At 62.3% G+C, this 15,872-nt stretch carries 11 protein-coding genes; 8 read left to right on the forward strand and 3 right to left on the reverse strand.

All coding sequences use genetic code 11. The features are described from left to right. Positions 1 to 365 precede the first annotated feature (365 nt). The gene (gene smc, locus QMG79_RS14650) at positions 366 to 3,992 is read left to right on the forward strand and encodes a chromosome segregation protein SMC (protein ID WP_283539351.1); all 3,627 of its coding nucleotides are present in this window, start codon (positions 366 to 368) and stop codon (positions 3,990 to 3,992) included. Positions 3,993 to 4,062: 70 nt separating this feature from the next. Then, on the forward strand, positions 4,063 to 5,265 hold the full coding sequence (gene ftsY, locus QMG79_RS14655; protein ID WP_283539352.1) for a signal recognition particle-docking protein FtsY: 1,203 nt from the start codon (positions 4,063 to 4,065) through the stop codon (positions 5,263 to 5,265). Positions 5,266 to 5,368: 103 nt separating this feature from the next. Here ftsY and QMG79_RS14660 read toward each other — a convergent pair whose 3' ends face one another. Together QMG79_RS14660 and QMG79_RS14665 are read right to left on the reverse strand one after the other, a co-directional pair. Beyond that, positions 5,369 to 7,063: a hypothetical protein gene (locus QMG79_RS14660; RefSeq protein WP_283539353.1), complete on the reverse strand. Its 1,695-nt coding sequence runs from the start codon at positions 7,061 to 7,063 to the stop codon at positions 5,369 to 5,371. 113 nt (positions 7,064 to 7,176) lie between these two features. Continuing rightward, on the reverse strand, positions 7,177 to 8,415 hold the full coding sequence (locus tag QMG79_RS14665) for an MFS transporter (protein WP_502934754.1): 1,239 nt from the start codon (positions 8,413 to 8,415) through the stop codon (positions 7,177 to 7,179). A 229-nt stretch (positions 8,416 to 8,644) separates the two neighbouring features. On the opposite strand from QMG79_RS14665, the gene QMG79_RS14670 reads away from it, so the two are divergent. Both QMG79_RS14670 and QMG79_RS14675 read left to right on the forward strand, forming a co-directional pair. After that, a complete protein-coding gene (locus tag QMG79_RS14670) occupies positions 8,645 to 9,988 on the forward strand; it encodes an ammonium transporter (protein WP_283539354.1) in 1,344 nt (447 codons plus the stop codon). After that, positions 9,985 to 10,323: a P-II family nitrogen regulator gene (locus QMG79_RS14675; protein WP_124093071.1), complete on the forward strand. Its 339-nt coding sequence runs from the start codon at positions 9,985 to 9,987 to the stop codon at positions 10,321 to 10,323. Before QMG79_RS14670 ends, QMG79_RS14675 begins: the two co-directional genes overlap by 4 nt. 144 nt (positions 10,324 to 10,467) lie before the next feature. Here QMG79_RS14675 and QMG79_RS14680 read toward each other — a convergent pair whose 3' ends face one another. Beyond that, on the reverse strand, positions 10,468 to 11,907 hold the full coding sequence (locus QMG79_RS14680; RefSeq protein ID WP_283539355.1) for a glucose-6-phosphate dehydrogenase: 1,440 nt from the start codon (positions 11,905 to 11,907) through the stop codon (positions 10,468 to 10,470). A 148-nt stretch (positions 11,908 to 12,055) separates the two neighbouring features. On the opposite strand from QMG79_RS14680, the gene ffh reads away from it, so the two are divergent. The 4 genes from ffh to QMG79_RS14700 all read left to right on the forward strand — a co-directional run bounded on the left by ffh (position 12,056) and on the right by QMG79_RS14700 (position 15,867). After that, on the forward strand, positions 12,056 to 13,642 hold the full coding sequence (gene ffh / locus QMG79_RS14685) for a signal recognition particle protein (RefSeq protein WP_283539356.1): 1,587 nt from the start codon (positions 12,056 to 12,058) through the stop codon (positions 13,640 to 13,642). 108 nt (positions 13,643 to 13,750) lie between these two features. Then, positions 13,751 to 14,503: an alpha/beta fold hydrolase gene (locus QMG79_RS14690; protein ID WP_283539357.1), complete on the forward strand. Its 753-nt coding sequence runs from the start codon at positions 13,751 to 13,753 to the stop codon at positions 14,501 to 14,503. A gap of 123 nt (positions 14,504 to 14,626) precedes the next feature. Beyond that, complete coding sequence (locus tag QMG79_RS14695; RefSeq protein ID WP_283539358.1) at positions 14,627 to 14,788, forward strand: hypothetical protein; 162 nt, start codon at positions 14,627 to 14,629, stop codon at positions 14,786 to 14,788. Then, complete coding sequence (locus QMG79_RS14700; protein ID WP_283539359.1) at positions 14,785 to 15,867, forward strand: amidohydrolase family protein; 1,083 nt, start codon at positions 14,785 to 14,787, stop codon at positions 15,865 to 15,867. The genes QMG79_RS14695 and QMG79_RS14700 overlap by 4 nt, the downstream gene beginning before the upstream one ends. Positions 15,868 to 15,872: the final 5 nt, after the last annotated feature.

Consider the following 15,872-nt stretch of genomic DNA (forward strand, 5'->3'; position numbering starts at 1 on the left):
ATCTGTTGTTCAGGGGTGGGGGCTCGAACGGGACAGACATGAGGGCTCCTGGATCACTAGCGCGGTGGGTGAGGACGTTTCCAACAGGAAGTTCCAGGGCCGCTGCAGGTGCCCGTGGCATGATGGGGGTATCGCTGGGCGATACCAGAACATGCTGCGTGGCACCTGGTGCTCTGACTCTAGGTTCCCTCAAAAACCGCTGCAAGCGCAGATGTGGACTTAGTGCATAATCCGCAAAAGTGTGTGGATGTCCACATAGGGGCACAAATCCAAGGAACAGTCGGAGCTCGGCAGTAGATTTGATGTGCGGTACCCGCCGTGGCTGGAATTACCGGCACCCGCAATCCCAGGAGAAGCGAAGTACTTTGCACCTAAAGAGCCTCACCGTCAGGGGATTCAAGTCTTTTGCGTCAGCAACGACCTTCGACTTTGAACCAGGTGTCACTGCAGTGGTGGGACCTAACGGCTCAGGCAAATCCAACGTTGTTGATGCTCTTGCCTGGGTGATGGGCGAGCAGGGCGCCAAGACCCTTCGCGGCGGAAAAATGGAGGATGTCATTTTCGCCGGGACATCCGGACGGCCGCCCCTGGGCCGCGCACATGTATCACTGACCATCGATAATGCCGACGGCGCCTTGCCCATTGAATACAGCGAGGTCACGATCTCCCGGACCCTGTTCCGGAGCGGCGGCTCGGAGTACGCGATCAACGGTGCAGGGTGCCGCCTGCTGGATATCCAGGAGCTCCTCTCTGATTCGGGTCTGGGCAGGGAAATGCATGTCATTGTGGGCCAGGGGCAGCTGGACAAGGTCCTCCACGCCACCCCGGAGGAACGCCGTGGTTTTATTGAGGAAGCTGCTGGAATCCTCAAACACCGGCGGCGCAAAGAAAAAACGGTACGCAAGCTCGAAGCCATGCAGGCAAACCTGCAGCGTCTGAGCGACTTGACCGCAGAACTCCGCCGGCAGCTCACGCCCCTGGGAAAACAGGCTGAGGTGGCACGGCGGGCACAGACTGTTCAGTCAGATGTCCGTGACGCCCGGGCCCGGCTCCTGGCTGATGACCTGGTCTCGCTCCAGGAAGCACTTCGCCAAGATGTTGCCGATGAATCAGCCATGAAGGCGCGGCGGCTCAGCGTGGAACAGGACCTCGAAACCGGCCGCCGTCGCCAGGCTGAGCTGGAGCAGCTGGCAGCAGAAGCCACGCCCCGGCTCAATGCGGACCGCGATACCTGGTATCAGCTCACAGCGGTCCGCGAAAGATTCCGCTCCCTGGGAGCCTTGGCCCAGGATCGCAGCCGTCTGCTGGGTGCCGCGGATCCTGTCCCAGACACCGGCCGCGACCCCGATCAGCTGGACCGCCAGGCAGAACGGGTCCGGACGGACCATGCCGGGCTTGTTCGTGCCGTGGATGGCCACAGGGCTGCGCTGGCAAAGGCATCCCGGGTGAAGGGCGAAGCGGAAAGCGAAGCTGCCGCTGAAGACCGCCGTCTCACGGCTGTGCTCCGCGCTGCCGCGGACCGACGCGAAGGACTTGCCATGCTCGCCGGGAAGGTTGGTTCTGTCCGCTCCCGGGTGGAATCCGCCCAGGCCGAGGTAGGCAGGCTTCGGACATCGGTGGCCTCCGGCGCTGAGCGGACCCGTGCCGCCCAGGAAGAATTCACAGCCCTAGAATCCCAGGTTGCCAGTGTCGAAGATGGCGAGGAATCGCTGGATGCCGACTACGAGTCGGCCAGCGAAGCCCTCGATCAGATCACGGCGCACATTGCTGAGCTCACGGCTGCGGAGTCTGCCGCAAGCCGGGAACGCGACACCCTGACGGCACGCCGCGATGCCCTGCAGGTTGGCCTGGTCCGTAAGGATGGCGCCGCGCACCTGCAGGCCCTGGATCTGCCGGGAATTCACGGGCCGCTCTCCGAAGACCTGTCCATCGAGCCCGGATTCGAAACAGCCATCAGCGCAGCTCTGGGGTCAGCCAGTTCTGCCCTGCTGGTTGAGGATGCAGACTCGGCTGCCGCCGCTGTCCAGGTTCTGAAGGACGACGACGCCGGGCGGGCTGACCTGCTGTTGCCGGGGACCGCAGCAGCAAAGGCCGCCGCAGCCGAGACGTCAAAAGCCGAACCAGAGGTGTCTCGTTCTGGGCCGAGAACCGTGGACCTGCCGGCACATACACACTGGGCGCTGGACGTGATTCACGGCACCGCCAGGCTCCGTGAGGCAGTTGCACCACTGCTGGCGGGTGTTGTCATCGTTTCCTCCCTGACCGACTCACCTGACCTGCTGCAACGCCACCCTGAGCTGACACTGGTGACCAGGGAGGGTGACGTTCGCACCTCCGCCCTGTTGTCGGGCGGTTCCGCCACTGCTCCATCACTGCTTGAAGTCCAGGCGGCCGTCGATGACGCAGAGGCTCGGCTCAAGGATCTCACTGCGGACCTGGAGCGTAGCCGGTTTGCACTTTCCGCAGCGCGCTCGCAGCTCAAGGACGCCCAGATCCGTGCCGATACTGCCCTGGCCAAACTCCATGATTCGGACGCCCGGCTGGCTGCGGTTGCCGAGCGTCTGGGGCATCTGAACTCCGTGGTGCGCAGTGCTGCGGGCGAGAGCAAGCGACTCACGGACTCACTGGCAGCTGCCGAGACCAATGTGCAGGCCGAACAAGCAGCCCTGTCAGTAATTGCCGCACGGTTGGCGGCGGCGCAGGAAGCACCTGCCGAGGAAGAACCGTCCACAGAACACCGCGACGCGCTTGCGCTTGCGGCGCAGGCGGCCCGCGCGGCGGAAATGGACGCCAGGCTTGCCCTCCGCAGTGGCGAAGAGCAGCTCACAGCTACGGCCAACCGCGCCGAATCACTGGCCCGAGCGGCGGCCACAGAACGTAGGGCCCGCGAAGAAGCAGCGCATAGGGCCCGTCGGCGCCAAGCCCAGGCCAAACGCGCGGCAGCAGTGTCCGCTGCCGTTGAGATTGTTGCCGCACGGACAGATGTCTCGGTCCAGGCAGCCAAGGATGCCCTTGACGCTGCGGAGCACCAGCGCACGGTCCGTGACGCAGAACTGCAACAGGTCCGCAGCAGTACCGCAGAGCTGGCACGGGAGCTAACCGACCTGACCGATTCAGTTCACCGGGATGAGCTGGCGCGGGCCCAGCAGCAACTGCGCATTGAGGCGCTGGAAGCCCGGTCCATCGAGGAGCTTGGCTTGACTCCTGATGTGCTGGCCAGGGAGTTTGGCCCTTCTGTTCCCGTCCCCTTCGCCGCAGATGAGGCAGACAAGTGGGCAGCGCTTCGCGTCGAAGTGGATGAATCAGGTGCACCCGTGCCGGTGGGGAAACCCTTTGTGCGCGCGGAACAGGAAAAACGCCTCAAAAAAGCCCAGCGGGATCTTTCTGCGCTGGGAAAGGTCAACCCCTTGGCGTTGGAGGAGTTTGCCGCCCTCGAAGAACGCCACCAGTACCTCAGTTCGCAGCTCGAAGACCTACAGTCCAGTCGAAGGGATTTGCTCTCCATCATCAAGGAAGTTGATGACAGGGTACAAAAGGTCTTTGCCGAAGCTTTCGAGGATACCGCAGCCCAGTTCGTCGGCGTCTTCGGCAGGCTGTTCCCCGGCGGCGAGGGGAAGCTGGTCCTTACTGACCCGACAGACATGCTGACCACCGGAATCGACGTCGAAGCCAGGCCGGCTGGCAAGAAAATCAAGCGCCTTTCGCTACTCTCGGGCGGCGAGAGGTCATTGACCGCCGTCGCGCTGCTCGTGGCGATCTTCAAAGCCCGGCCTTCCCCGTTCTACGTGATGGATGAGGTCGAGGCCGCCCTGGACGACACCAACCTGGGTAGGCTGATCACCATTTTTGAGGAGCTACGGCAGTCCAGCCAGCTGATCGTCATCACGCACCAGAAACGCACCATGGAAGTAGCCGACGCCCTGTACGGAGTCACCATGCGCGGGGACGGCGTTTCTACAGTCATCAGTCAACGCCTGGACCCGGTTCCCTGACAGCGTTCCGCCTGCCCAGCAGTGGATTTGGCCCGCCAGCCGTCATGGATGACTGTGAGAAGCTAGGGGAGTGAATGACTTTCTCCCTTTAATCCTGTCCATTGTTGCTGCCCTTGCAGTGGTTGGCGCCCTGATTCCGGTCCTCATGAAGACCCGGCGCAATATCAAGCAGTACCCGGGAACCCGGGATGCCAACGACCCTGAAATTCCAGCTGGGCAGCCCGGCGGAACGCTCCTTGACGAACCGCCAACAGGACCAGGGACCGCAGCTGGCCCGACCGAGACATTTTCCGGCGTCGACGTTCCGGACGACGCGGCTGGCCTGGAAAAGATCACCACAGATACGCCACTTCCCGTTGCTGGACGCCTGGTCCGCCTGCGGGAACGCCTGAGCCGTTCGAACAATGCACTGGGCAAGGGCCTGCTGACGCTTCTTTCCGGCGACCGCATCGATGAAAATGTCTGGGACGAGGTTGAAGAGACCCTCCTGATGGCAGACCTGGGCACCGAACCAACGCTGCAGCTGATGGACGCACTGCGTGCACGCGTCAAAGTATTGGGGACCCGGAGTCCGGACCAGGTGCGCGAGTTGCTGCGTGAGGAACTGGTGAAACTGGTGGACCCTACGATGGACCGCACGCTCGCCACGGACAGGCATGATGGCAAACCCGCTGTGATGATGGTGGTTGGTGTTAACGGCGTGGGTAAAACAACAACCGTGGGCAAACTGGCACGGGTCCTGGTGGCCGAGGACAAGGACGTCCTCCTTGGAGCAGCTGACACCTTTCGCGCGGCTGCGGCCGAGCAACTGGCTACGTGGGGACAGCGCGTGGGCGTCCCGACAGTGAAGTCCGACGTCGACGGTGCCGATCCAGCATCGGTTGCCTATGAGGCAGTCAAGGCAGGCATTGACCAGGAGGTCGACGTTGTCATGATTGATACGGCCGGCCGGCTGCAGAACAAAACTGGCCTGATGGATGAGCTGGGCAAGGTCAAGCGTGTGGTGGAAAAGCTGGCTACCGTGGATGAAGTCCTTCTGGTCCTGGATGCGACCACCGGTCAGAACGGCCTCAACCAGGCGCGGGTCTTCTCCGAAGTTGTGCAGGTCACGGGCATTGTGCTGACCAAGCTCGATGGCACTGCAAAGGGCGGCATTGTGGTCGCCATCCAAAAGTCGCTGGGCGTCCCGGTGAAGCTCATTGGCCTCGGTGAGGGAGCCGATGACCTGGCGCCCTTCGACGCCGAGTCCTTCGTGGATGCGCTGCTGAACTAGATCCCGTACTGATCACAATGCCGCACAATGCGGCGTTAAAGGCCAAGGCCCCACTTCCCAGAGAGCAGGAGGTGGGGCCTTAGCTGTCAGAACTTCTGACGGATCAGTATGTGAAGTTGAGAACCGTCACTGTTCCGGGAGTGATCTTGATGTCCTGTTTGGCGGACCCGTAGGCGAAACCGGGGACAGTGGGGCGTTCGGCGACAGGGACGGGACGGGCATCCGTGGCATCAATGGCTGTCGCATCCTGGGCATCGTAGCTGGGACCTGTCATCTGGCTCATGGTTCCAGTGAGTGCGCGGTCGGGAAGCGTGATGGTGATTTCTGACTGCGCCGAGACAGTGGGGTCGTTCTCATTGACAATCACCACCGAGGTGCTGCCATCGTCATTCTGGAGGGCGTAGGTGAAGCTGAGCCCACCCCCTTTTTGCTCAAGGTCCAGGTATTTTCCGCCCGCGAGGCCCGAGAGAATCGACATGCCGAAGAAGTTGGCACGGCCGGACATGACACCATTGCCCTGGGGATACGGCCCTGCGCTGCAGAGGACCGACATGGGAGGTCCGCCCTTGCAGGTCAACATGGAGCTGTGGAAGCCCATCTTTGTGATGCCAAGGCGTGCGGCATTCAGGGCGTAGTCAGCAGTCCAGAGGGCCGAGGCATGGGTCTTGGAGGTTTCGTTGGAACCCGGGCATGCAGCGATGCCCGTTTCTGGAAGCCATGTTTCGAGGCCAGCAGCTTTTCCAGCTTCCAGGGCAGCGGTTTGGTAGTCGTTGCCCCGTGCGTGCATCTGTTCAGTCATGAGGTTTGCGAGCGTGGGGGAGGCTTTGGGGTCGCCCGCATCGCAGCTGTACAGCGGGTAGTTGTGGAACGTGAAGATCTTTTTCTGGGGAATGTCGGCATCGATGAACGGTTGCCACCATTTCTGGTCATAGGCGCCTGGGCCAGCGATGGGAAGATCGGGGGCAACCTCATGGATGGCGGTTGCATAGGCCTTCAGTTCGGTGACGTACTGCTCGATGCTGTACCCATCGGTCCGAACATCGTTGAACACGTAACCGTTGGGCTCGTTGCCGATCGTCACGGCAAGCAACTTATCGCCGAAGATGGCCGTGGCGTTCTTCATGAAGTCAGCGGCCCGGGCGGGATCGTAGTGCCCCAGGTCAACTGTCAGGCTGATTTTGGCGCCCGTTGCATCCAGGAGGGTATTGACTCGCTGCAGGTCAGCGGGCCCAACTGCACGTGCAGGATGGGTTTTGTCACCGGAGTACTGAACCGCCTCACCTGTGGATGTCCAGAGAAACCGACGGTCGACGGCGTTTCCGCCAAAGCGAAGGACTGGCTTGTCCAGGTCGTTCAGGAGTTTGACCATGGTGGGGCTGGTCGCGCTGAGATCCTCGTCAGCAAGATCAGTGGCTTCAAGGGAGATTCCTGTCAAACCTGTGGGAAGCGTGGTGCCGGTGAGCTCTTTGGACACTTTCACGCTCATGGGCTCGACAGGGGTCAGCGGAGAACCTGCCGGTGTACCGATCTGGTCGTAGTAGGCCACCTCGGGTGCTGGGGGCAACTCTTTGGTGGGTGTCACCGTTGGCGTGGGTGTCGCAGTAGGGCTGGCCGGGGTGGACTCTGTGGCCGCCGGGGTGCCGCCATTCTGCAGCAGCGGAGTGAGGAAAAGTACAAGGGCAACCACCACTACAGCGGCGATCAGCGCAAGCGGCCACCACTTCTTGGCACCGGTGGGCCGCTGCGTTCTGGTGCGCCCGGGTGGCGCGTCGGATGGCAAGGGGTCAGGGGTTGTCATGCGCAGGTTTCTCCAACGTTTAGGTGGTGTTGCCTCCAGCCTAACCAATGCACGGTGCGGACCGTGCTCCGAGGGTTGCTGCTGCGTCCGGGCACAAGGCTAGCGACGTACCCTCAGGCCGAGACCTGGCGCGGTTCTTTCACCAGGGACCAGCACAGGGCGCCGAGGAGCAGGACTCCACCGGTGATGCCGAAGGCCCAGCCATATCCCAGCTGAACCGCAACAATTCCGGTGAGGATGGGGCCAACAATGGCTCCAATGTCCGAGGTCATCTGGAAAGCTGCCAAGGCCCTTCCGCCGGAACGGTCCTGGCCGATGATGTCCGCGGTGGCCGCCTGCTGCGCCGGTCCCAACATCCCCGCGCCGACTCCGGCCAGGATTGAGGCTGCAAGGAACCAGGGCAGGGTGTGGGTCAGGCCGATTGATCCCGTTGCCAGCCCGGTGACGACCAGCCCGGCTAGGATCAGCGGTTTGCGCCCGATCGAGTCGGTAAGGCGACCCGAGAACGTGAGGGCAACAGCATTTCCCGCCGCAAAAACTGCCAGGGCCAGGCCAGCTGCCCCTGCCCCTGCCCCCAGGGCTGCGGTGGCGAAGAGGGGCACAGTTGCCATCCGGACTCCGAATGTTGCCCAGCCGTTGGCGAAACTTGAGGCGAGAACCGCCCGGTACGGTCCCAGCTGCAGGGCTTCAGTGAAGGTAAGTTCCGGCAGCTTGCCGTCCTTGGAGCGCTGGCCGGCCGGTACGTGGCTGAGCCGGGTCTGGACGACGACGGCGGCCACTACCAGGGCTGCTGCGTAGGCAAGGAACGGGACGCGGAGTCCGAATCCCGCCAGAAGCCCACCCAGGACAGGCCCGCAGACGTTGCCGATCAGGAAGGCGCCCGCATAAGCCCCGGAGACCCTTCCTCGGCTCTTTGGTGGAGCCAGCCGGATCACCAGCGCCATGGATGCCACGGTGAACATGACCGAGCCAACTCCACCGAGGCCTCGAAAAATGAGCAGCTGCCAGTAGTCCTGTGCAAACGCGCAGGCCGCGGTGGAAGCCGCCACAATGAGCAGCCCGGCCACGTAGATGGGCCGTTCACCCAGGCGTCCGATCAGAAGGCCCCCCACTGGTGCGAAGACGAGCCGCATGAAGGCAAAAATACTGACGATCACGGCAGCTGCAGTGGCGTCGACACCAAACGTGGTGGCGAATTGGGGAAGTACCGGAGCTACAAGGCCAAATCCTAGAGCGATGAGGAACGCGGCAACGAGCATCACCCTGATGTCACTGGGAAGCGGTTCACCGCTGCGACGGAATATACCGGGAATGCGCGGTTTTTTGCCCTCTGCGGGGGTATGGGCGGTCATGGAAAGCGGGTCCTGGAGATCGAATCGAAAGTAGCGGGAAACATAACCGTAACAAGCCTGAGACGCACCATTTACTTCGAAGAGGTTGATGTAACACGTTGGCAATGCAATTCCTCCGCAGGTGAAACACGGTGCGAACAGAATCAAACCTAGAAACGCAGACAGGCGTTTGTCCGCGGATCTCTCCGCAGCATCGAATTAGGCATTCACAACAGGGAGGACGTGCACCATGGAACTTACCGCAGGTCACGTATGGGTCATGGTGTCTGCAGCGCTTGTGCTGCTGATGACACCGGGCTTGGCATTTTTCTACGGCGGCATGACACGCGCCAAGGCAGCGTTGAACATGATGATGATGAGTTTCATCTCCATCGGCATGGTCGGAGTCATCTGGATCCTCTGGGGGTACTCAATGTCCTCCGGTGAGGGATTCCTGGAGATCGTGGGCAGCCCGTTTGCGGCCTTCGGACTTGAAGGCATCGATACCCCAGATGGGCTGATCAAGGTTGGCTACGGTGCCACGTTCGCCATCATTACCGTTGCGCTGATCAGTGGTGCTATCGCTGACCGGGCCAAGTTCGGCGCCTGGACTGTTTTTGTCCCAGTCTGGGTGACCCTGGTGTACTGCCCCCTCGCCTACATGGTGTGGGGTGGCGGCCTGTTCGGACCCGAAGGTGCGCTGGGCAAAGCCCTGGGCCCGGCCATTGACTTCGCCGGTGGAACAGTTGTCCACATCAACGCTGGCGTTGCAGCATTGATTCTTGTGTTCATCGTCGGCAACCGCAGGGGCTTCGGCAAGGATCCAAACCACCGCCCGCACAACATTCCGTTTGTCATGCTTGGTGCAGCACTGCTGTGGTTTGGCTGGTTCGGCTTCAACGGCGGCGCAGCCACTACTGCTGAGCAGGGCGGCCTCATCTGGATCAATACCCTCGCAGCCCCGGCAGCAGCGATGCTGGCATGGCTCCTCACCGAACGAATCCGTGATGGCCACCCCACCTCCCTGGGCGCCGCGTCCGGCGTCGTCGCTGGCCTGGTCGCTATTACCCCGGCCTGTGCAAACGTCAGCCCCATTGGTGCGTTGGGGCTCGGCGTCGTGGCAGGTGTCGCGTCGGCGCTGGCAGTGGGACTCAAATTCCGCTGGGGCTTCGATGACTCGCTTGACGTGGTGGGAGTCCACCTGGTGTCCGGCATCATCGGTACTGTTGCCCTGGGCTTCATCGCTGTCCCCACAGATGGTGTTGGCGGCGGACTGTTCTACGGTGGCGGCATGACACAGATGTGGGCGCAGCTTGCAGCAGCAGGCATCGCTATCGCCTTCTCCGCCATCATGACGACGATCATTGCCCTGGCGATCCACAAGACCATGGGCTTCCGGGTCTCCCAGGAACAGGAAACAGTGGGCGTGGACCTCAGCCTGCACGCCGAGACAGCCTACGAATTCGGTGTTGGCGGCCACGGTGGGAGCTTCCAGCCGCTTCATGAACTGATCACGGGCAAGCCAAAGGTCGAAGCAGAAGCAACACCGGGCAAGAAGACCTCAGCAACAAGCACGGAGAGCGTAGACGCATGAAACTCATCACCGCAATTGTCCGGCCTGAAAAACTTGACACCATCCGTGAAGGACTCGAGTCCTATGGAGTCCAGGGACTGACAGTCAGCGCAGCCAGCGGCTATGGCCGGCAGCGCGGTTACACAGAGGTGTATCGCGGTGCCGAGTATAACGTCGACCTGCTGCCCAAGATTCGGGTAGAAGTCCTGGCTACGGACGAACAGGCAGACGACATCCTTGATGTCATCATCGCAAGTTCGAACACCGGGCGTGCCGGTGACGGCAAGGTTTGGACAATGGATGTTTTTGAGGCAGTCCGAGTCCGTACCGGAGAGCGCGGCGTCGCAGCAATCTAGTCCAGCAGCTGGCGCCAGAGCGCCTGAATGCAGAAGAACCGGTGACCTAGTACAGGTCACCGGTTCTTCTGCATTCAGCGTGCCCTACCGCTGTGTGGCTTGGTTTCTTAGCCAGGAATCCGGGCCAGGATTGGGACCCCTGGCTCAGGAGGCCGAGCCTTGGGTGACCGATGCCGTGGAGGGCTTGGCCGGTGGTGACGACAGCCACCCCTCCGGTCCGGCGCTGCCGGCCTGGTACTCGTCCATCGGGACTTCCCCAGCGGCCCAGGCCTTAAGGACTGGCTCAACAATCCGCCAGCAGTCCTCCGCTGTGTCGTTGCGAACCGACAGCAGCGGATCACCCGTAAGGACGCCTTCCAGGACTTCGCCGTACGGCAACAGGTCAGATGCGTGGAGCTGGGCGTTCAGGGTTGCCTTGTCGAGGGAGAAGATGTCACCGGGACCATTAACGTCAACATCGAGTTGCAGCGTGTCTGGGCCAAATCCGATCCGGAGTTGATTGGGGGAGTCCACTCCAGCGAATCCGCCGGGAAGGTGCGGTACCGGGTGGAAGGTGATGATCGCTTCCTTGCGTTTGGTTCCCAGCGCCTTACCGGAGCGGAGGATGAACGGCACGCCCTTCCACCGCCAGTTACAGATCTCCACCTGGACCTCCGCAAGGGTCTCCGTATTCCGTGCAGGGTCAACTCCATCCTCGTGCGCGTAGTCCGGAACGTCTTTTCCGCCGACTGTGCCCGCGGTGTACCGGCCGCGACGAGTCGAAGCAGTGAAGGGGGCCTTGATGCTGGAGGCACGGAGCAAGGTGGCGACTGCGTCGCGGAGATCGCGTTCGCCGATGGTTGCTGGCGGCTCGATGGCGACAAACGCCATAATCTGCAGCAGGTGGCTCTGGATCATGTCTCGCAGGGCACCTGCGTTGTCGTAGTAGCGGCTCCGGCCCTCAAGAGCCAGGTCCTCATCAAAAATGATCTCAACGCGGGCAATGTGTTCGCGGTTCCAGACAGGTTCCAGGAAATTGTTCGCAAACCTCAACCCCAGGATATTCAGCACCGTCGCCTTACCCAGGAAGTGATCAACCCGATGAATGTGGTCCTCGGGTACCAGCGCTGCAAGAGTTTCGTTGAGGGAATGGGCTGAGGCGGCGCTGGACCCAAAGGGCTTCTCCATCACCAGGCGGGTACCCGCCGGAACCTCTGACGGATCCAGCGTCTCGCAGGCCTTCTGGCTGATATGGGGCGGCAGGGCGAAATAGACGGCTACCGGCCCTTCAAGGGAGCCCAACAGTTCGGCGAGCGGGCCATCAGCGGTGACGTCGACCTGATGGTAGGTCGCTGCGTCGGCGACGCCGGCAAGCGCCTTCTTGCCGGCGTCGTCCGCCTTCTCCGAGGCGTCCGCGAAGCTGGAGCGAATGCGGTCCTGCCACTTCCCACGGGTCCAGTCATCCGAGCCGGCGCCCACCAGGGTGAGTCCGTTGGCTCGTCCGCTGGTCACCAGTCTGGCGAGTCCGGGGAGGAGGAGGCGGCCGGTGAGGTCACCGGATGCGCCGAGAATGAGCAAAGTTTTGACAGAGGTTTGGCTGGTCACCCTGCCAGCATGCCATCTTGGAGGCCTGTCTTGATACCCTTGGTAGTCGAGTCCCGTTGTGGGAGGCGTTGGTCCCCGCCAACAACCAAGACACTGGCGAGCCGAACCGGCCGTCAGTTGCAGATCCACTGAAAGAAGTGCACGGCGCGTGTTCAATTCACTCTCTGACCGGTTGACAGCAACATTCAAGAACCTGCGTGGCAAGGGTCGGCTCACCGAGGCCGACGTTGATGCCACAGTGCGGGAGATCCGCCGTGCCCTGCTGGATGCGGATGTTGCTGTGTCCGTGGTCCGGGAGTTCACCGGCCGTGTGCGTGACCGCGCGCTCGGCGAAGAAGTAGCCGCGGCCCTTAACCCGAGCCAGCAGATCGTCAAGATCGTCAACGAGGAACTCAAGGAGATCCTTGGTGGTGAGACGCGCCGTCTCCGTCTCGCCAAGACGGGCCCCACCATCATCATGCTCGCGGGCCTCCAGGGTGCGGGCAAGACCACCCTGGCTGGCAAGCTTTCCAAGTACCTCAAGGCCCAGGGCCACAGCCCCATGCTCGTTGCCTGTGACCTGCAGCGCCCCAATGCCGTCACCCAGCTCCAGGTGGTGGGCAAGCGGGCCAACGTTCCCGTTTTTGCCCCGCACCCCGGCGCGCAGGGAGACGAACTGGACCAGCCTGCAGGTGACCCTGTCGCCGTCGCCCGTGCTGGCGTGGAGGAAGCCCGCCAGAAACTGCACGACGTCGTCATCGTCGATACCGCAGGCCGTCTGGGCGTGGATACCGCCATGATGGAACAGGCCAGGCAGATCCGCCAGGCCATCATTCCCAACGAAGTCCTCTTTGTTATTGACTCCATGATTGGCCAGGACGCCGTCAACACGGCCATGGCCTTTGACGAAGGCGTCAACTTCACAGGTATTGTGCTCTCCAAGCTCGACGGCGACGCCCGCGGTGGTGCGGCGCTGTCCGTTGCCTCGGTGACAGGCAAGCCGGTCATGTTCGCGTCCACCGGTGAAGGCCTGGACGATTTTGAACTCTTCCACCCGGACCGGATGGCCTCCCGCATCCTGGACATGGGCGACGTCCTGACCCTCATTGAGCAGGCCGAGAAAAACTGGGACAAGGACGAAGCTGCCCGCATGGCGCAGAAGTTCGCTGACCAGGAAGATTTCACCCTGGACGACTTCCTCTCCCAGATGCAGCAGATCCGCAACATGGGTTCCATGAAGAAAATGCTGATGATGATGCCTGGTGCCCAGAATATGCGCCAGCAACTGGAGCAGTTTGACGAACGCGAAATTGACCGCGTCGAGGCCATTGTCCGTTCCATGACCCCGCATGAGCGTGTTGCACCGAAGATCATTAACGGTTCACGCCGCGCCAGGATTGCGCGGGGTTCGGGCGTGCACGTCTCGGAGGTTAATGGTCTGCTGGAGCGCTTCGGCCAAGCCCAGAAGATGATGAAAAAAATGGCCCAGGGCGGAGGCATGCCGGGGATGCCCGGAATGCCCGGCATGCCGGGTCAGGGCGGTGGATCGCGAAAGAACGCCAAAAGTGCGCCCAAGAAGAAGGCAAAGTCCGGTAACCCGGCAAAGGCTGCACAGGAACTCAGGGATGCCGAGGCAAAGCGGGCAGCCGGACCCAAGTCCCTCCCCACAGGCGCATCTTTCGGCCAGCAGACCGGGGATTTCGACCCGTCCAGCCTGAATTTGCCCAAGGGGTTTGACAAGTTCCTGGGAAAGTAAGCCAACCGCACGTGCTCGCAAAGCTGAGAACGGGCCCGTCCCGGATGTGTTCTGCGAGTGCGTTGGCAGGGACGTCGAAGTGTCCTCCCCACGTCCTAAGCTGAGGTTATGGTCAAGCAGAAGCTGGTTTTTGTTCACGGCATGGAGACGTTCGGTGCTGCCGCATGGCCACAGCAGCACGGGATGGCACTCGGATATGACGCGCTGTTCCTGAGGCGGCACGGATATGACGCCGTGGCTGAGCCGGCTGCCTCCGATTTCACCCGCGACGCGGAGATCGTCCTAGAAGCGTTGGCCGGTGATGAACATAGCCGGGCCGGAGGGCATGTGGTGGCCCACGACCAAGGCGCCATTGCGGCCATGATGGCTGCTGTTGAACGCCCCGACCTTGTCTTTTCCCTCACTCTGGTGGAACCTGCATGTCTTTCCCTTACTTCTGAATTGCCCGCAACCGTCGGGCACCGGGCGGGGCTGGAGCCGCTGTTTGCAGCCCGGGCAGAGCTGACAGATGAGCAGTACCAGCGGGAATTTTCGCGCCGCGTGTATTCCAGCTCGATGCCGTTGCTGCACAGTGATGCAGACCGGCGTGCCGCGCACCGGCTCCGGCTCCAGGCTCCGCCCTGGGAAGCGCCGCTGGCCATTGTTCCGGGAGTCCCCACCCTGGTGATCACCGGAGGATGGGAGCCGCTTTATGAGGAAATTGCAGGCTACCTTGGAGAGACGGGTGCCCAGCATCTGGTGGTTCCAGGTGGTCACCGGCCGCAGGACTCTCCTGAGGGAAGCCAGGCAATCCGGACGTTTATCGCGTCCGTCGCCCAGGCCCAGGCCCAAGAGCAGGCTCAGCAGGAAGCCCTGGGCTAACTGTCCGCTGGCTGCTGTCCAGGGGCGAAAACAGCATTGCTCCCAATCTTCTGCCGGGGCAGGTCGCGGCGGTCTCGTCGGTCATGGAAGCGGTCTCCTGCGTGTCGGTGCTAGCCTGTGCGCGTGACTACGAATACCTGTCTTGTCCCTGGGCGTCCGGCCGATGCCGCAGAACATGACGTGCTGACTGCCCTGGAACCTGGAGTGGATGCACTGCCGATGCGGGCTTTGGGCCGGGATGTCGTCAATGATTGCACCGGCAGGGTATGGAGGCTCGAAGCATGAGTCACATCATCGAATTCGCCGGGCCCGTTTTGACCGGTCGCACCACGGAGCGTCGGGGACTGTGGGCAGAGGACGGCCGCCTGACTTTCGCCAGGCCGAAGCAGTCTCCGGACCGTGTCCTCCAGGGCTGGGTCCTGCCAGGCTTGGTGGATGCACACTGCCACATTGGGCTCGGTGCCGGGGGAGCAGTACCCCGCGACCAGGCGGTGGCGCAGGCGCACGCCGATCGCGAGGCCGGCACGCTCCTGGTCCGGGATGCGGGCTCACCCCTGGACACGCGCTGGCTGCAGGAGACGCTGGACGCCCCACTAATCATCCGGGCAGGCCGGCATATTGCAAGGACACGGCGTTACCTTCGCGGTCTCGCAGTAGAGGTGGAACCAGAAAACCTGGTGGCTACCGTGCGGCAGCAGGCCCGTGACGGTGACGGCTGGGTCAAGCTGGTGGGCGACTGGATTGACAGGGGTATTGGCGACCTGGCGCCATCCTTCCCCGCCGCCGTCGTCAAGGATGCCATTTCGGCTGCACATGATGAAGGTGCCCGGGTAACGGCGCACTGTTTCGGAGAGCAGAGCCTTGATGATGTCCTCGATGCGGGTATTGACTGCGTGGAACACGCAACGGGTCTCTTGCCCCGCCACGTTACGCGGCTGGTGGAACAGCACGTGCCGATTGTTCCCACGCTGATTAACATAGCCACGTTTCCGGACATTGCTGCGCAGGCCAAAGGCAAGTTCCCGGTCTACTCGGATCATATGAAAGCTCTCTGGGAGCGCCGTGCCGAACGGATCCGGGATGCTTTTGCTGCCGGAGTGCGGATCTATGCCGGAACGGACGCTGGGTCCGTCATCAGCCACGGCCGAATCGTCGATGAGATCACGGCTCTGCACGAGGCCGGCCTCCCCGCAGTCGATGCGCTCGATGCTGCATGCTGGGCCTCGCGCCAGTGGCTCGGGGTGGACGGAATCAGCGAAGGTGCCAGCGCTGATGTCGTGCTGTGTGCCAGCGATCCCCGGGAGAATGTGGCTACGCTCCGGACGCTGCGCCATATTGTTCTGCGCGGGCACGTGTTCAGATGATGCGA

It is taken from the genome of Pseudarthrobacter sp. PS3-L1 (genome assembly GCF_030063285.1).
Taxonomy (GTDB): domain Bacteria; phylum Actinomycetota; class Actinomycetes; order Actinomycetales; family Micrococcaceae; genus Arthrobacter.